The organism is Phyllobacterium bourgognense, from assembly GCF_003337575.1.
GTDB classification, from domain to species: domain Bacteria; phylum Pseudomonadota; class Alphaproteobacteria; order Rhizobiales; family Rhizobiaceae; genus Phyllobacterium; species Phyllobacterium bourgognense.
The window spans coordinates 257,011-273,818 of record NZ_QPJM01000005.1; the positions used below are offsets into that span (position 1 = coordinate 257,011).

Annotated in this window: 20 protein-coding genes; 13 read left to right on the top strand and 7 right to left on the bottom strand. The window is 55.6% G+C overall.

Going from position 1 to position 16,808, the window contains the following annotated elements; all coding sequences use genetic code 11:
- Positions 1-65 precede the first annotated feature (65 nt).
- Positions 66-1,502 (top strand): MFS transporter, encoded by a 1,437-nt coding sequence (locus tag C7476_RS11865; RefSeq protein WP_114430126.1) that lies wholly within the window; start codon positions 66-68, stop codon positions 1,500-1,502.
- Between the two features lie 7 nt (positions 1,503-1,509).
- Here C7476_RS11865 and C7476_RS11870 read toward each other — a convergent pair whose 3' ends face one another.
- Entirely contained in the window at positions 1,510-1,935 is a 426-nt protein-coding gene (locus tag C7476_RS11870) for an OsmC family protein (RefSeq protein ID WP_114430127.1), read from the bottom strand.
- A gap of 640 nt (positions 1,936-2,575) precedes the next feature.
- On the opposite strand from C7476_RS11870, the gene C7476_RS11885 reads away from it, so the two are divergent.
- From C7476_RS11885 to C7476_RS11905, 5 genes are all read left to right on the top strand, one after another.
- Positions 2,576-3,115 (top strand): tetratricopeptide repeat protein, encoded by a 540-nt coding sequence (locus C7476_RS11885; protein WP_114430130.1) that lies wholly within the window; start codon positions 2,576-2,578, stop codon positions 3,113-3,115.
- Between the two features lie 57 nt (positions 3,116-3,172).
- Positions 3,173-3,799: an RNA polymerase sigma factor gene (locus C7476_RS11890; RefSeq protein WP_425373969.1), complete on the top strand. Its 627-nt coding sequence runs from the start codon at positions 3,173-3,175 to the stop codon at positions 3,797-3,799.
- Positions 3,799-4,593, top strand: coding sequence for an anti-sigma factor family protein (locus C7476_RS11895; protein ID WP_245426283.1), 795 nt, complete (start codon positions 3,799-3,801; stop codon positions 4,591-4,593). Before C7476_RS11890 ends, C7476_RS11895 begins: the two co-directional genes overlap by 1 nt.
- Before the next feature lie 310 nt (positions 4,594-4,903).
- Positions 4,904-5,656: a transporter gene (locus tag C7476_RS11900; RefSeq protein WP_245426299.1), complete on the top strand. Its 753-nt coding sequence runs from the start codon at positions 4,904-4,906 to the stop codon at positions 5,654-5,656.
- 89 nt (positions 5,657-5,745) lie between these two features.
- Positions 5,746-7,179, top strand: coding sequence for a DUF1254 domain-containing protein (locus C7476_RS11905; RefSeq protein ID WP_114430133.1), 1,434 nt, complete (start codon positions 5,746-5,748; stop codon positions 7,177-7,179).
- A 190-nt stretch (positions 7,180-7,369) separates the two neighbouring features.
- On the opposite strand, the gene C7476_RS11910 is transcribed toward C7476_RS11905, so the two are convergent.
- Positions 7,370-8,218 carry an alpha/beta fold hydrolase gene (locus tag C7476_RS11910; RefSeq protein ID WP_114430134.1) on the bottom strand — a complete coding sequence of 283 codons (849 nt, stop codon included), beginning with the start codon at positions 8,216-8,218 and terminating at the stop codon, positions 7,370-7,372.
- Positions 8,219-8,368: 150 nt separating this feature from the next.
- Positions 8,369-8,728, bottom strand: a complete 360-nt coding sequence (locus C7476_RS11915; protein ID WP_114430135.1) for a COG4315 family predicted lipoprotein — start codon at positions 8,726-8,728, stop codon at positions 8,369-8,371.
- A gap of 189 nt (positions 8,729-8,917) precedes the next feature.
- Between C7476_RS11915 and C7476_RS11920 the strand changes: the two genes are divergently transcribed.
- Positions 8,918-9,349: a GFA family protein gene (locus tag C7476_RS11920; RefSeq protein WP_114430136.1), complete on the top strand. Its 432-nt coding sequence runs from the start codon at positions 8,918-8,920 to the stop codon at positions 9,347-9,349.
- 7 nt (positions 9,350-9,356) lie between these two features.
- On the opposite strand, the gene C7476_RS11925 is transcribed toward C7476_RS11920, so the two are convergent.
- Positions 9,357-11,903 (bottom strand): autotransporter family protein, encoded by a 2,547-nt coding sequence (locus C7476_RS11925; RefSeq protein WP_114430137.1) that lies wholly within the window; start codon positions 11,901-11,903, stop codon positions 9,357-9,359.
- A 354-nt stretch (positions 11,904-12,257) separates the two neighbouring features.
- On the opposite strand from C7476_RS11925, the gene C7476_RS11930 reads away from it, so the two are divergent.
- The gene (locus C7476_RS11930) at positions 12,258-12,503 is read left to right on the top strand and encodes a hypothetical protein (RefSeq protein WP_114430138.1); all 246 of its coding nucleotides are present in this window, start codon (positions 12,258-12,260) and stop codon (positions 12,501-12,503) included.
- Positions 12,504-12,692: 189 nt separating this feature from the next.
- Here C7476_RS11930 and C7476_RS11935 read toward each other — a convergent pair whose 3' ends face one another.
- Positions 12,693-13,226, bottom strand: a complete 534-nt coding sequence (locus C7476_RS11935; RefSeq protein WP_114430139.1) for a flavin reductase family protein — start codon at positions 13,224-13,226, stop codon at positions 12,693-12,695.
- Between the two features lie 369 nt (positions 13,227-13,595).
- Here C7476_RS11935 and C7476_RS28120 point away from each other — a divergent pair, with 369 nt between their 5' ends.
- Both C7476_RS28120 and C7476_RS28125 read left to right on the top strand, forming a co-directional pair.
- Positions 13,596-13,739 (top strand): hypothetical protein, encoded by a 144-nt coding sequence (locus tag C7476_RS28120; protein ID WP_181872411.1) that lies wholly within the window; start codon positions 13,596-13,598, stop codon positions 13,737-13,739.
- A 194-nt stretch (positions 13,740-13,933) separates the two neighbouring features.
- On the top strand, positions 13,934-14,092 hold the full coding sequence (locus tag C7476_RS28125) for a hypothetical protein (RefSeq protein ID WP_181872412.1): 159 nt from the start codon (positions 13,934-13,936) through the stop codon (positions 14,090-14,092).
- Between the two features lie 273 nt (positions 14,093-14,365).
- Here C7476_RS28125 and C7476_RS11950 read toward each other — a convergent pair whose 3' ends face one another.
- The gene (locus C7476_RS11950; protein WP_114430142.1) at positions 14,366-14,815 is read right to left on the bottom strand and encodes a baeRF12 domain-containing protein; all 450 of its coding nucleotides are present in this window, start codon (positions 14,813-14,815) and stop codon (positions 14,366-14,368) included.
- 417 nt (positions 14,816-15,232) lie between these two features.
- Positions 15,233-15,418: a hypothetical protein gene (locus C7476_RS11955; RefSeq protein WP_114430143.1), complete on the bottom strand. Its 186-nt coding sequence runs from the start codon at positions 15,416-15,418 to the stop codon at positions 15,233-15,235.
- A 143-nt stretch (positions 15,419-15,561) separates the two neighbouring features.
- Here C7476_RS11955 and C7476_RS11960 point away from each other — a divergent pair, with 143 nt between their 5' ends.
- From C7476_RS11960 to C7476_RS11970, 3 genes are all read left to right on the top strand, one after another.
- On the top strand, positions 15,562-15,927 hold the full coding sequence (locus tag C7476_RS11960) for a putative quinol monooxygenase (RefSeq protein WP_114430144.1): 366 nt from the start codon (positions 15,562-15,564) through the stop codon (positions 15,925-15,927).
- A gap of 243 nt (positions 15,928-16,170) precedes the next feature.
- A complete protein-coding gene (locus C7476_RS11965; RefSeq protein WP_114430145.1) occupies positions 16,171-16,401 on the top strand; it encodes a hypothetical protein in 231 nt (76 codons plus the stop codon).
- Positions 16,402-16,478: 77 nt separating this feature from the next.
- On the top strand, positions 16,479-16,790 hold the full coding sequence (locus tag C7476_RS11970) for a hypothetical protein (protein WP_114430146.1): 312 nt from the start codon (positions 16,479-16,481) through the stop codon (positions 16,788-16,790).
- Positions 16,791-16,808 lie beyond the last annotated feature (18 nt).

The window sequence follows — 16,808 nt, forward strand, 5'->3', positions numbered from 1 at the left end:
GGCACTTTGATATTGGGCTGCGCAGCGCCGCGGCCATCCTGCATGAAATATACTGAGGTTATGAAATGACGACTGCACTATCGGACGGCGAGGAAACAGCCGTCACAGCGCGGCAACCGCGTCTTGTCGCTCTCGTTGTTGCAGTCGCCTTCTTCATGCAGATGCTCGACGGGACGATCATCACCACCTCCCTGCCCCAGATGGCGCTTTCATTTGGCATCGAGCCCGTGGCGATGAGCATCGGCATCACCGTCTACATGCTATCCATGGCCGTTTTCATCCCGATTTCGGGCTGGATGGGTGATCGCTTCGGCGCTCGCAATGTCTTCATTGCTGCCATCGCCATTTTCACGATCGCCTCGCTTGTCTGCGGTCTCTCGGAAACGCTTTGGCAGTTCGTCGGCGCGCGTGCCGTTCAGGGCGTGGGCAGCGCCCTGATGACGCCGGTCGGGCGCATGATCGTGCTACGCAATGCGGAGAAATCCGAGCTTGTCTCAGCTATCGCGCTCATCACATGGCCTGCGCTGTTCGCGCCGGTCATCGGCCCTGTCCTTGGCAGCTTCATCACCACCTATTTTAGCTGGCACTGGAACTTTCTCATCAATATACCGCTCGGTATCCTTGGTATTCTACTGGTCCTCAAATTCGTTCCGGACCAGCGTGAAATATCGGTTCCGCAGTTTGATTTCAAAGGTTTCGGGCTCTCTGCGGCCGGTTTGGCGCTTGTCCTCTCCAGCCTTGAATCCTTCACGCACGGTATCCACGAGTTCTACATTGCCGCCGCCATGCTTGTCGGCGGTTCGCTGTTGTCGGTCGTGGCGGCAAGACATTTTCTGCGCGTCAAAAACCCGCTGCTCGATCTGTCAGTCTTCAAGGTCCACACATTTGCCATCGCCACGGCAGCATCCGGAACGGCAGGGCGCGTCTCGATAAACTCCGCCCCATTCCTGTTGCCGCTGCTGTTTCAGGTTGGCTTCGGCTTCAGCGCCATCAGGACGGGCACTTTCATCCTCGTGTATTTCATCGGCAATCTCGGCATGAAGGTCGTCACGACGCCGCTACTCAGGCGGTTTGGCTTTCGCACGATCCTTTGTTTCAACGGTTTGATCGCAGCGCTGTCCCTCGCTGCCTGTTCGCTTCTATCCGCTGAAACGCCCGAGATCATCTCGTTTGCGCTCCTGCTCGTCGCGGGCCTCTCGCGTTCGATGCAGTTCACGGCGCTCAATACATTGACCTTCGCAGACATCAACGCCTCACAGCGCAGTTCTGCCTCGACGCTTTCCAGCATGCTTCAGCAGATGTCGATGCTGCTTGGCGTTGCCATCGCCGCAATAGTCCTCAACGTTTCGCAAATGGTTCACGGCAATGTCACCACATCATTGACGGATTTTCGCATGGCATTCGTCGTCGTCGGTCTTATCGGCGTCGTGTCTGCACTTCGTTTTCTGGAATTGCCATGGAACGCCGGAGCCGAAGTCTCCGGCCACACAAGAAAGACCTGACGCCGCTTCAGTCGGCCAGCTTCGTGACGAAATCGGCATTGCCGCGCAACGTATTGCTGACGGTACAGATTTCTTCGGCAGCCTCGACGATCTCGTGCTTCGTTGCGCTGTCTAAATCGCCATCGATCTCGATGGAAATATCGAAGCGGGCGATGCGCGACGGCCCGTCATGTGCCTTTTCGCCCGTCACGTGCACCCGGACTTCGCCGAGCCTGTCGGCAACGCCGAGCCGGCTGGCGGCAGTACGAGCGCTCAATGCAATACACGCCGACAGCGAGCTATACAGCAAATCGATCGGGCTGAAGCCGGGTTCGGAAACCGAGGTAACAACCCCGATCTTGCCTCCCGTCTCCGACGTGACGAGTGGCAATTCCTTTGGCTGGAGTACGGACGTAGCGCCCACGGGGCGGGTCCTGATCTTGAGTTCCGACATTGGATGATTCCCGACAACATATGCCCTGACCCTAGTCAGCGCGCGTGCGAAACGCTACCGCTTTGTTCTTTCTCGAGGGCTCTCATCGCCGCGAATAGCACTTCCCGATCCCGCTGATGCGCCTCAAACAGAGCTACGAAGGCAGGATTGGTGATCTCGTGCGGTTTCGGAGCTGCCTTTGCACGAAGCAAACTATTGTCAGCGGCAAGCCTTGCGGCTGCAACGCGCTGCTTCGCCAAGTCAACTGGAGAGCCGAGCTGCGGCTTTCGACGCGACGGCGCGGTTGATCGAGCTTCGGGTTCTGCAACTAATGATTGCAAGAACTGTCCGCTGTGCTTATCAACTGGCTCCACTTGTCTGTCCATTTTAGGTTACGCTTTTCGTGGCAGATATTGTCTCAAGCATAAATCCTTGTTCCTCCAGGCAGAACGTACCGGGACTCAAAATTCTTGCCGATATGAGTAAACAATTCCAGTTTTTGGCCGCTTGTAGAAAACCAATTGCGGCAACGCTGTTCAGTGCTTGCTGCAGGGCGATTCTCCTCCCGATCAGCCGTCTCGAAATATTCGGCCCGATCTTCGAATAAATCGCCGTGCGGCGTGTTCTCCACATGTCAGATTGTCATTCGGAGACAGAACTCATGAAACATTCGATCACATCCACCCTGCTTGGCGCCAGCTTCGTCCTTGCTGCTTTTTCCATGCCGGCTTTTGCCGCAGGCGGCGGCGGTAGCGACGATTCCGCCACGACGCCCACCTGTCCCAAGGGCCAGGTCTGGAGTTCCAAGGCCAAGAAATGCGTCAAGAAGACCAGCAGCGCCGTTCCGGACAAGGACCGCACCGAGTACGCCTACACCTTGGCCAAGGCCGGACGCTACCAGGAAGCACTGGAAATGCTCGATACGTTGAAGGACCCCAACACCAAGGAAGCGCTCAACTATCGCGGTTATGCCACGCGCAAGCTCGGCCGCACTGATGAAGGCATCTCCTGGTACAAGAAGTCGCTCGCGCTCGATCCGAAATACGCAAAGGTTCGCGAATATCTCGGCGAAGCCTATGTCATCAAGGGCCAGCTCGATCTCGCCAAGGACCAGTTGATGACGATCAAGTCGATCTGTGGAACCACTTGCGAAGAATATCGCGATCTCCACGAGGCGATTGAAAAGCCCTCGAAGATCTGACGCGGCTATCGCCCGGCTGAAAAGCGGTTGTGATTTGTTCACAAAGAAGGGATCAAGGTGACCATCGCTCATCACCAACTTTCTGCTTATAGTCGGGCGACATCAGAAGCGTCGTCAGCACCGGATGTCCGCAGTGGACTTGTCTGGATGGAGGCAATCATCGCGAGCGAACACGAAATCCGGGCGAGCCTTGCCCAGTATCTCGGCCGGCTCTGGCGGTACGGTATTGTACTGTCCCGCCAGCGCGACGTTGCCGATGATCTCGTGCAGGCGACCTGTGTTCGCGCTCTCGAGCGCGCGAGCCAATTCATGAGCGGGACAAGGCTTGATCGGTGGCTGTTCTCGATCATGCATTCGATCTGGCTCAATGAGATCCGCTCGCGCCGCATACGCATGGGTAACGGTTTCGTCGATGCCGACGTAACACTTTCCTTCGACGGCGAGCATGAAACCGAAACGCACGTCATGGCCAATCAGGTCTTGCGGCAGGTGAATGAATTGCCTGAGGCGCAGAGAACCGCGGTGTTCCTCGCCTATGTAGAGGGTCTGTCCTATCGCGAAGTCGCGGAGGTTCTCGACGTACCAATCGGCACGGTCATGAGTCGCCTTGCAACGGCCCGCGCTAGGCTCGCCGAACACGCCGATCCGGACGTGAAGGCCAAACAGATGAAAGGAGGGAAATAATGGTTGATCTGAAACACGCCGAAATGCCCTCCGACGAAATGTTGGTCGCGTTTCTCGATGGCGAACTCAATGGCGAGGATCGCGCACGGATCGACAGGCTGATCAAGATCGATGAAGCTATCGCCGCACGATATGAATTTCTTTCACGCAGCGAAATGGCCTTTTACGATGCGTTCCAGCCGCTGCTTGAAAACGCTCCTACGGCAAAGCTGGAAGCTATTCTTAACGACCTCCCCGCTTCGATCACCAGTGAACCCGCTTCAAGGGGCATGAGCCGCCGCGGTTTCATGGCCGCTGCCATCGGGCTCGTTTTCGTCGGCGTCGCTGCCGATCGAGGCTTCATGGCGTTCAAGCAAGCTTCCAGCGATCATGAGGACGACTGGCGGGCGGTTGTTGCCCAATACCTGTCGCTTTACACGCCCGACACACTCGCCAATCTCGATAGCAACGAGCAATCGCAGAGCGCGCAATTACAGAACGTAGGTGACGCGCTTGGCCTCTCCCTTCCCCTGCGGGCGGTGTCGTTGCCGGGCATCCCGTTCAAACGCGCGCAAGTTCTGCAGTATGATGGCAAGCCGCTTGGGCAGATCGCCTATCTCGATCCCGAGCACGGACCGATGGCTCTGTGCATCGTTCAGTCGTCGACTGGTCCACGGTCACCGCTGACCGAGCGGCGACACGGTATGAACGTTGTCTATTGGTCGGATCAGGCCCATGGGTACATGCTGATCGGCCGCAACCCAGCGGATAAATTGAACGATTTGGCAGAAGGCGTGCGAACCGCGCTCGCATGAGCCTCTATAAAAGCCGGTGACCGTTCCACAGCGACTGGAAGGCAGTAGCGCGGCTCAGCGATGGCGCGAAACCGGTCTGAAAACGTTGGGGGTTGATTCAGATCGCTGTTGGATCATGGTGCGCGGGCGGCCGAATTCCCGATGTTACAGTAACGTACTTCTTTCCGTCAGAAGGTCTTGCGACCATCTGAAATGCGGGAGTGTGGGGAACCTCTCGCCGATCAGAAGTAGTGAAACTGTTTTGGGGAACACAGTTATGGCCATACGTCGTACTGCATTTGTGTCCGCTTCAATAGCGGTCGTTGCGTCCATGTCTTGCGCGCATGCTCAGGAGAGTGCCGAGGACCTGGCCAAAAAGCTTTCCAATCCCATTGCTTCGCTCATCAGCGTACCATTTCAAGGCAACTATGATGGCGGCTACGGCCCGGATGATGGCAGCAAATACACCATCAATGTGCAACCCGTCATTCCGTTCACCCTGAATGAGGACTGGAATATCATCTCTCGCACCATCGTGCCGATCGTCTGGCAGAACGACATTGCCGGGCCATCCGGAGATCAGTTTGGTCTGGGGGATACAACGCAAAGCTTGTTCTTCTCGCCAAAGAAGCCGACCGCTTCAGGCATTATCTGGGGCGTGGGACCTGTCTTCCTTCTGCCGACCGCAACGGACGATTTGCTTGGCGGCGAGAAGTGGGGCGCGGGACCGACGGCCGTTTTCCTCAAGCAATCCGGCCCCTGGACCTATGGTGCATTGGCCAACCACATCTGGTCGTTCGCGGGTGACAAGGATCGTCAGGACGTGAATTCAACGTTCCTGCAACCCTTCATTTCCTACACGACACCGAAAGCGTGGACGTTCGCGCTGAACACCGAGAGCACCTACAATTGGGAGACCGAAGACTGGTCCGTTCCCATCAACTTCACGGTCGCAAAGCTGGTGAAAGTCAACAAGCAGCCAATTCAGTTGACTGCAGGTGTGCGTTATTGGGCCGAGAGCCCTGCCAACGGCCCTGACGGTTTTGGAGCACGCCTGGCCGTAACATTCCTGTTTCCAAAATGAGAAAGACAAGCGCCCGCCTGCAAGCACCAAACTTGAGCAGACAACCCTGACACGCACGAATTTGACAACTCATCCTGGGGGTACGACAAATGTTGACGAAACGAGACTTACTTCGCTCCGCCGCGGTGATCGCCGCGGGCGCCGCGATTGCGAGACCAAGCCTGCTGATGGCGCAGAGCTATCCCGGCATCATCGAGGCCAAGGACATTGCCGAGGAAGGCTTAATCTACGGCCTGCCGCTGGTGATGTACTATGCGGTTATGCAAGAGTTCGCCGTTGACAAAAACTCTGGCCAGTTCAAGGCACCGTTCAACGAAATCAACAATCAGCACCATGTTGCCACTCCCGAGGATACGGCAGTCATTACGCCGAACAGCGACACCCCTTACTCGTTCGTCTGGCTAGACCTGCGGGCGGAGCCGGTGGTCCTTTCGGTACCGGTGGTCGATCCGAAGCGCTACTACTCCGTCCAGCTCATCGACGGCAATACGTACAATTTTGGCTATATCGGCACGCGCGCCACTGGGAGCGACCAGGGCGACTACCTGGTGGTTGGTCCCGATTGGAAAGGTGACACGCCCATTGGGGTCAAGAAGATCTTTCAATCAACGACGCCGTTCCCACTCGCACTTATCCGCACTCAACTCTTTGACCCCAAAGATATGCCGAACGTTGAGGAAATTCAGGCCGGCTATAAGGCGCAACCGCTTTCTGGCTTCCTTAAACAACCCGCCGCGCCCGCCGCGCCTAAGATCGAGTTCCTTCCTGCCACCACTGCCGGGATCAAGGACAACTTCTTTCAATACCTCGACGCAGCTCTGGAATTCGTCCCCGAGACGTCAAGGGACATGGCGATTCGCGCGAAATTTGCGAAGATTGGCATCGGTCCCGGCAAGACCTTCGAGTTTAAGGATCTATCGCTCGAACATAAAGCCGAAATCCTGGTGGCCATGAAGCAGGGTGATGACAAGGTCGACAAATGGCTGGCCAGCGGAAACAAAAACATCCACGGCTGGAACGTCGGCTCGTTCTTTGGCGACGAGGGCTTCTACAATGGCGATTGGGTGATGCGGGCAGGCGCCGCCAAGGGCGGTCTCCTGGGCAACGATGCCGGAGAAGCAATGTACCCCTATACCCGAACGGACGCAAAAGGCGAAACACTCGACGCCAGCAAGCACAACTACACCATCACGTTTCCCGCCGGGCAACTCCCGCCGGTGAACTCCTTCTGGTCGGTGACGATGTACGACGGCAAGAGCCAGCTCCTGATCAAGAACCCGATCAATCGCTACCTCATCAACTCGCCGATGCTGCCGGGTATGAAGAAGAACGAGGATGGTTCGCTCACCCTCTATATCCAGAAAGACACCCCCGGCGCGGACAAGGAGGCAAATTGGTTGCCTGCGCCCAACGGCACAGTCTATCTCGTGATGCGCCTGTACTGGCCGAAGAACGAAGCGCCTTCCATACTGCCGGCGGGCGAAGGGACGTGGCAGCCGCCAGCGATCGTGGCGGCGAATTAGCGTTTTGCCGACCGCCGGAGACGCGATGCTCGACACGCCGAAGCTATCCGCGCGCCGACAGCCAGGGTTATCCGTCTCCCGCCGCCGAAGCCGCACGGACGGCTCGGCGACGGTCTATTTCAGCCCGACGCAGCCTGATGGTGTTGGGCGTGCCCGGTGAATCTCGAGTAACATTCCGCAACCTGCTGGATCAGTTGTCGATGAAGTCACGCACGGCTTTGTTGTAACCTTCCGGGTCCTGCAGCATGGCGAAATGACTGGCGTTGTCGAGGATGACCAACTTGGCCCCCGGGATCGTCTTTGCCATGTATTCCGTATGCTCCCGGGTAATGGCTTCATCATGATCGCCGAGAACGATTGCCACTGGCGTCTTGATCTTCTTCAGATCGTCATCGCTCCAGTTCGGTTGGCTTGCCCACATGGCACCGATCTGCTCGACGAAGGCATCATACTGGTCCGGCGTCGGCGAAATCTTCTTGTACACCTCTCCTGATTTATCAATATATGCTGAGAAAACCTTGTTTTTCATTACATCCGGATTGACGCCATCGACCTTGGAGTTGGCTGCTTGCGCGAAGAGCTTCGTCAGCCTTTCCGGGTGCTTCATGGCAATGTCGAGACCAATTATCCCGCCGTCGCTCCATCCAACCAGTGCCGTCCTGTCGACCTTGAGGAAATCGAGGAGCGCCAGATAATCAGACGACATCAAATCATAGCTGTAAGGGTCGGCGTTGCGGGTCGACCGCCCATGGCCACGGCTGTCAGCAACGATCACCATATGGTCTTTTGCAAGGTCGGCCACCTGCGCACCCCAGACGTCAGCGTAGCCGAGGCCGCCATGTATGAGAAGCACAGGCGCACCCTTGCCATAGACCGCATAATACATCTTGATGCCGTTGACTGGAGCCATGCCGCTTTTCTCTGCCGCGGGCATTGGTTCGGGCGGGGGAAGCTTTTCCCAGCGTTCGGCTGCATGCACACCTGTACCAGCCAATGCGAGTATCAGGACAAGAGAGTAAGCCAAAGACTTGAGGACCATGATGTCTTCCTCCGAAAGACGCGGAATGCGCCATCCGGCATCCTAGTCAAAATCATCATGGTTGGCGAATGTTCGCGACGTTTTCAATCATGCAGGTGCAATAGAAAAGGCGGCCCGGAAGCCGCCCTCATAAAACATCCTGCTGTGGTTTCATTTGGCAACGTGCCAGACACCGCCGACGCCATCTCCGGTCATATCCCCGGCTTTCTTGTCCTTGACGTACGTATAGAGCGGCTTGCCTTCATAGGCCCACATTTCCTTGCCCGTCGTGTCCTTGACCAGCGTCCATTCACCTTCGGCCTTGGCCCCTTTGCTGGCGTGGAATGCCGGCCAGTTCTTCAGGCATTTTTCATCGCAGTTCGATTTGCCGTCCTTGTCCTTGTCGAATGTGTAAAGGGTCATGCCCTCCTCCGTGGTCCACATGTCGCCCATCTTTTTCGCAGGTTCTGCGGCGAAAGCAGACAGGCTGGTGGCGGCGAGAAATCCGATTGCAATCAACATTGCCTTCATTGTTTTCACTCCCTCTTCGGGATTGCCAGCGGGGCGCTGACAGTGCCCGTTCTTTAGCGAACCAAGGCGCTCGCATCGGGGAACAATGTACCATATTCTGATCTGAATTGAGGCGAATTCAACGCTCTGATTTGATACATCTGGACCTGATTGCTAGGAATTCGACAACCAGCATTCAGGAGCGGACAAATGGATATCGATATCAGCGAAATTGACGGCGCCTGCCACTGCGGATCAGTACGCTTCCATGTCAGACTATCGAATGGTCTCCACACGGCGCGCCGTTGCACCTGCAGCCTTTGCCGGATGCGTGGTGCTGTGGCGGTATCGGCGAAAGTCGGTGATCTTGATATTCTGGCTGGTGAAGAGAAGCTCAGCGTCTATCAATTCAACACGATGACGGCCAAACATTACTTCTGTTCAGAATGCGGTATCTACACGCATCATCAACGCCGCTCAAATCCGGAGGAATACGGCGTCAATGTTGCCTGTCTCGAAGGGATCAGCCCTTTCGATTTTGACGAAGTACCCGTGAGCGACGGAATCCACCATCCGTCGGACAGCAAAAAAGCCAACAAGACTGGTCCTGTCGGCTTTTTGCGATTTGTGCGCGCGGACTAGATCCCGTTCACCACTTGACGGTCAGGCCGATATTGCCCTCGAATATCTTCTGCTCGGCACCCTCGACATCGAACGTGTAGTCCGCCACGGCAAACGCGCTGACCTTTTCGGTAAAGTCGTGCACGATACCCGCGCCGAGTTCCAGCGAAGTCGACTCACTTTCGGTGGTGATTGCATCCGGCCCGAAGAGCACTGAGTCCGTGGTGCTGAAACCGTGCCACAGATTGGCCTTGACGTAGGGTTGGAACAAACCGGCCGAGGTCTGATATTTTCCCTGCACCCGGAAACCGAGCCGGCCCGTGAAGCCGTCATCATTGTCGAATCCGACATCGGAAAAGGCGTCCGATTGATCGTCCAGCGAGACGTTCTGCCATATGATCTGTGCCTGCGGTTCGATAGTCCAGCTTTCCGACAGCGGGATCGGGTAACCGCCTTCCAGCGACGCGGTAAAGCCCGTGCCGTCGATATCGATGCCGGTACCGCGTTCGGAGGTCGCATCGCCGCCAAACCACGATCCCATCAAAACGCCATCCAGGTACCATCCGCCGGGGCCGATATGCGTCCAGTAGCCGCCGAAGCTCGTCGTATCAAGATTGAGGCTGCCGACATTGACACCATTCCACCCGACCGCCTGGCCTTTGACATCCGCGTCGAGATTCGAATAGCCGAAGAACAGACCGGCTATATCGCGATGTCCGTTGTCGTGCTCCCAGCCGATAACATCGAGACCGGCCTGTATGCCGTAGAGGTTTCCATCAATGGATGGATCAACGGTTCCATCCCAGCTTTGCTCTGTCGATTGCCCGAAAGCACGGCCCCAGGCGGCGGAGAAGTTCTCGCGCGAATTGACAACGCCCTGCTCGCCCCGTCTTTCGTGGAATGTCCCGAGCGTTGCCAGCGCGGTTTGACGCGCAGCCGGCGGCAAAGCCGAATAGAGAGGAACCTCTTCACGGTAGAGCGGGATCGATTCACCCGGATCAGCCTCGACAGCTGTTGCGCCAGTATTGGGTGGTTCCACACCCGGTCCGGGCGGTGAGATGATCTCTTCAGGTCCGGACTCGCTTACTGCAGCAGGAATGCTGCCTGGTAAAAGCGATGACCGAAGATACCAGTTCTCCGCCGATCCCGCGGACACACCGCCCTTGAAGAGCGCGTATTCGAAGGCACCTGCCGCTACCGAATTGCTCAGGCTGAATGCAGATGCATCGGTGGTTGCGCCGTTGACAGCCTCAACAACGAGAATGCCGTCCTGTACGGTGCTGGCGCCGGCTCCGTCTAGATTGGTTATCGCTAGTCCGGTCGTCCCGGCCGCCGTGCCGCCGGAAATCACGAATTTGTCGGAAGCTGATGAATCATCGCCAAGCACCGTCTGCAGCCGGATCGCGCCGCCACTGCCCGTATAATTGCCAAGGACTGTAAACGTGTCGGTTGCGCCGCTCGAACCATTGGTGAGATCGATCGTCCCTGCATTCGTCACATTGACGAGTTGCCCTGCCGCGAAAGGCGCAATTGCGGCATTGACGCCGTTGCCCGCCAACAGGGTGCTTGTTCCATCGATCGAAAAGCTGCCGGTTCCAGTTCCGCTGTCGCCAACCACGAAATTGCTGTCGAGCGTGAAGGCGGAACTGTCCGTGAGCGCTACGTTTTCCCAGTTCACATAACGGCCGGACGCGGTAGCAGTCGTATTGGCGAAGGTCAGCGTGTCGGTGCCGGCTTCGCCGTTGATTGATGGTGTCGTGGAAAGCGTTGCCTCGGTCAGACTCTGCAATGTACCGGTATCATTGCCAGCACCGAGATTGATCGCTCCCGCGATCGTGCCCGCTGCATCCCAGGTAAATTGGTCATTGCCGCCTGTCGTCGTCACGGTGCTGCCGATTGAGCCGCCGCTGATAAAGATTCGGTTGTCGCCACTGCCGAGGTTGACAAACCCGCCAATCTGGCCGCCGGTGAGGATGAAAAGATCACGCCCCTGCGTCGCAATGACAAAGCTGTCGACGACACCGCCGGACATGCGCATTTCGTTGTTGGCCTGCTCGAGGTTGACTTCGCCGATCTGCCCGCCCGTCATCGTGAAGAAATCGCCGGCAAAGAACTGACCGATGATCCGGCCGCCGCTGACTGTTGCCGTGTCGAGTTCGCTGCCCTGCTCCACTCTTTGAACCACGCCGCCGGTCATGACGAAATTGTCGACGCCACCATTCTGGAAAATCGTGCCGTTGACCGTACCGCCGTTCACCTCAAGGCTGTCGTTGCCGCCGCCTTCGATGAGGTTGCCGTTGATTGTGCCGGAATTGATGACGACTGCATCGACGCCGGTACCGAATGTGACCGGCCCCGTGATCGTGCCCGTGCCCCCCGTGGGAAGTGTAAGCGAATTGTTTCCGCCGGTATCCGTCAACGGTCCGCCGGTCCCGCTGTCGCAAATATAAACATCGTTTCCTGCTGTAGGGACGAGGTTGCAAGCTGCAGATGCGGGTTGATTGGTTATGGAGAGTGTTATGAAGGAAACAGAAGAAAGCCAGAAGATACGTGCATAAAGCTTGGACGACTTCATGTAATTCCCCCTATAGCGAGCATGTGATAAGGGATTGCCAATTACCCAAAGCAGTCCCCGCGACCAAACAACGATATCGGCAAGTGCAAGCTAGTTTCACATCGAAGGAGGTGCAACCCACGGTTTAATGTAAACGCACCGAACTTTATCAGTGTGGTAAATTGGCCTCACTTTTGTACACCAGAAGACTTTAATCTTGGCATTCGGCAACAAAATATTCTTTTTGTATTACGAATTTTGGCTCCGATCAGATCAGCTCGAGTGCAAGTTGGCGCTTTTGTTTCCGATTTGACTGCCTGTTGATATTCCGTTGTAATCGAAATAGAAGCGCATGGACTGACCGGAGAGCACACGATGGACCGCTACGAAACCTTCGCGACCTGGATCTTCATCGTCTTCGGTGCACTCATCATTGCCGGGCTGATGGCCTTCGCGATTACTACCACTGACAAACCTGCTTTTCTTTTCGCGCTGGCTTCCGCATGCGCTGCTTTTTTCCTTGGCTTCGCCGTGATTTTCGATCAGCCCCGGCTTTACGGATTGATTTTGTTTGTGTCGGTGGCGTTGATCGCGGCCTCAATCACGGCGATCGTGACCTGACGCACTGGGAAGCAATTACCTCAAGCGTCATTTCTACAAGATTTGAGTCTACGACCCAGGAGCTGTTAAAATTCGAGCTCTGACGCGGCGAAAATGGTGGTTTTCGAGTACCGGAGCGCAGCGTACTTCAAGGTACGTGAGCACCGGAACGCAGAAAAACGCCATTTGCAGGCCGTCAGAGTGTGAATCTCAACAGCCCCTAATCTGGCGATAGGCGCCATGCCAGTAGATCAGCGGTTCGGCATTGCGGCGCAGCGTCACCGCCCTGACCCTGCCGATCAGGATGCCATGCGAATGCCGCTCTATAGCATCGTCGAGTTCGCAATCGAGCACTGCCAGCGCATCGACCAGCGCCATCGTCCCTGTGCTGAGTTCCCGCCACTCCGCACCCTGATAGCGCTCCGCCCCCTTTTGACCGTCCCTTCCAGAAAAACTGTCGGCCACATGGCGCTGATCGTGCGCCAGCATATTGACGCAGAAGCTGCCATGCCGCTGCAGGACTGGCCAAGAGGAGGAGGCGCGATTGAGGCTGACGATCACCGAGGGCGGATCTATGGCCAATGACGAGACTGACGTTGCAGTGAACCCCGTCCGGTCGGCGCCACGTCCAACTGTAATGACGCTCACAGCTGCCGCCAGGTGCCGCATCGAATCCTTGAACAGGTCGGCGTCTACGGTCAGCTCGTGGTGGGCCAAACGCGCCACGCTTGGAAAAATGGACATTCATTTCCTCGTTCATTGGATTGCCGCAAACCGGCGGCATGCGAAGCAAGACTCTTGTCCTGCATTGCAACACATCAGGCGTGCCTCGAACCAGACCGCTTTTTGCTCCGGATCGCCGCATTTGGCGATTTTGTTTTGCGCTTTTTGCACATTTCCAGAAATCGAATTCAACTGAGGCGAGCGCTGGATATCATTTGCAGCTAACTGGGGAGCCGTCGTGTTTCGTAATTGAGCAGCTTGTGGAAAATTGTTCCGTGTCCTCTTGCTTCAGCGCAAAACTTTACCTGTTAGGCATTGAGAATTGTAATCTCTATAGTGTTAATCGTGTATGGAATGTCGGAAGATGATCCCTCAACGAGGATAATCCTGATGGCTTCAGCAGATTACACCAGCACGCGCAATTCGCCCGAGGGTATTCGCCGTTCCATGAGGGGTCGCGCCCTTGGTGTGGTACTGTTTTTGACCGCCTTTGGGTTTCATGTAGCGGTCCTTTTCAATCTGCTGCCATCATAGTTCCCGCCCCCTGGTAATCCCTGTCCTAATAATCTTGCTGGCAACCGGAACCAACGTACACTTGAAACATTTCTGTATGACTGGTCCCAAACCAGTCTTGGCTTAACCCACAAGCCAACATGACCCAATCCTCATGCCCCTTGAGGATTGGGTTTTCTGCATGAGCCGAACAGCAATCGTGAGTGGAGAAAACAATGTCGATTGAAGATGCCAAACATGCGATCGAAGCAGCCATTCATAGCGGTGATTTCAAAAGTATGGGCGTGGCTGTCTTCAAGGCAATCAATGCTTTGGAGGCAAGAATCAAACGGCTTGAGGAAGATAACGAACGCAACAAGGCGAAGCTTCGCTAGACTTTTGCCATCTGAACCTTGAAATTTTCGCGATATGTGCTAGCATTTTTACAGGTTGAGTGTAGCGGTACCTTGAGCCTGCGCCGCACTGAAACGATGCGCGATATTCTTATCCAGAGTCCAGTTTGTTAGAGCCAAATCAAGCCTCAACTCGCGAAACCCCTACCGGTCCCGGCAGGGGTTTTGCTTGTGTGCTGTGCAGCGGTTATCAAGGATATTTACCCGACTAATCAATCTTTGCTCGTGCCACGGCCGATATTGTCGCTCCAGGCTCTAACTTGCTGTCAGCATCGCCTGGATATCGGTGATCGGGTGATTGGTCAGGGTTTTCGGGATTTCGCTCACGATCCTGTCGGAGACTTCCTTGTGGAACTCCTGGCGCATTTCTCCGAGCACCGTCGGTGGAGCGATCACGACCAGCCGTTCAAAACCTCCCTTATGTGCGTAACCATAGAGTGCGTCGGCCACTTCCTTGGCAAATCGTTTCTTGGAAATCTCATGCCAATCGGTGTCCTCGACAGCACTGCGGTGCGGGCTTGGTCCGTCACTGAAACGGCCGGGCCTGTCGCTCCCCTGTTCTCGTGTCGCGGGATTCGAGTGATGCATTTCATGGATGGTGCTGAGTTGGACATGCTTCATATCGTTTTCATTACGGAGAAACAGCGCCTTTTCCCCATCGGCGACGATTACCCATGTCTTTTTGTTCAAGACGATGTTGGCCATCTCAAGCTCCCCTCGCCACACGTATATCAAAGGCTTTTTTCATGGGAGCTTCCTTTCATTTTCAACTTGTCGTTCAGCGACAATCAGATCGCAATTGCTGCGACCACGATAAAAAAACAACGCTGGCGAATACGAGAGGTTCCGATTTTCATGGGGATCGTGACCCCCTAGGGCCAGGACTCATTAATCTGGTCGAATGGTATGAGGCTTTTCGTTCGGATGCGAGGAGCAGAGGCGATGGAAATGTTTATCAATTTTCGAGCCTTTGCGACAAAGTAGCCGGGCGAAAAGACCATATCCTCCGGACGCCGAAACGGCTGCAAGCTGCAGGGTCGAACCGCTCGGCCGGGGGAAAGACCCCGCCCTTCACGCTTCTCCTCGCATCTTCGTGCCGTTTCAGGCGCCATTTCGATCATATTAATGAGTCCTGACCCTAACATAATAAAGAAGTCCCGCGCCAATCGCGATGGTCAGCAGCCCTATGACGGTCCATCGTGTTTGACCGACCATGAAACTACCGCCGAGAACATTGAGACCCTGCAGCGCCCAGATTGCTCCCATGATGATAAGAAGGACGGCAACGACAGACAGGACGCTTTTCATGGGTCAACCTCTTTTTCAGTTGCTGCGGGATGGTTTCATTCTCGCACCATCAAGGCGGGATTAAAACACTTATGAAACAGGCGCTGGATTTGTCGATTGGCGACTGTTAGACCTCGTTGCAAAAGCAGGGAGTTTGAATTTCTATGACTGCATTGACGATCATCGTTGAATTCGAAACGCATGAAGGCCGCGAAGCGGAATTCATTGCACTAATCCGCGAGCATGCCCGCAAGACGCTAGAGGAAGAACCCGGTTGCCTGCGGTTCGAGGTCATCAAACCCATCGAGCGCAATGGAACACCCATTGCCAACAAGGTCATGGTCAACGAACTCTACGCAAATGAAGCGGCAGTCACGGCCCATGAGAACAACCCGCGCCTCGTTAGGGTGCGGGCTGCCAATGCGCCTTTGCTCAAGTCCAGCAGGTTGATCCTGGCACAATCATTGACCGGCAAGGCAATCGAGGAAGGCTTGACGCCGCAGCAGCTGAACGCCAGCAATGACGACTAGGTTTGGACGAAAGTTCAATGACATCATCGTGCAAAATGTGCGATGACTGTTCAGCGCCATTCAACAGCAACCCTTGGAGCTTGACTGAAAATTCGTCAGGGCGTGGCGAAAATGGTAATTTGCGAGCACCGAAGCGGAGCGTACGTTGCGTACGTGAGCATCGGAGCGCAGCAAAGCGCCATTTGCAGCCGTCCTTGGCACATTTTCGATCGGCTCTATCAAGCCGGACCGGAAGAATAGAAGATGAAGAGATTGGCTCTGGCTTTCCTGCTGCCTTGCATCCTTGGGATGTCTGGTTGCGGCGCAATGCGCTGGATGAGCGAAGCGCCGCAAAACGCGTCCAGCTGTGCCGGCTGGAACAAGATCAGGATCAAGCCGGAAACCGCAGTCTATCTTGTGAAGAACGATTTTTCCGCCAGCATAGATATCGATTCGCACAATCTCAATGGCCAGAGAAACGGCTGTTGGAAGTAGCCCGCACGGCGTGTAATCGGAACAAAATCCCATAAACCACGTTCCTCCTTTCTCCACTCAAGGAAAGGATTACTGAAATGGCAACGAATACAACCAAAGTTCAGGCTATGGCTGAAAAGGATCTGGAAAATCAGGTCGCTGCGTTGCGCAAGCAGCTGGCAACAATCAGCAAATCGCTTTCCGAGCACGGCTATGAACTTTATGAAAATGGCGGTAGCTCTGCCTACGAGGCGGTGAAGAAGAACAGCCGAAAAGCAGCTCGCTTCGTTGGCGAGGAAGCGCACATGGTTAGTGAAAAAGCCAGAGAGAACCCGATGACCGCGGTCGCAATCGTTTCCGCCGTCGCTGGCATAGGTCTCCTTGCAGGCTTAAGCGCGTATCGGCGTTAGAGAGACAGGCCTTGAAAT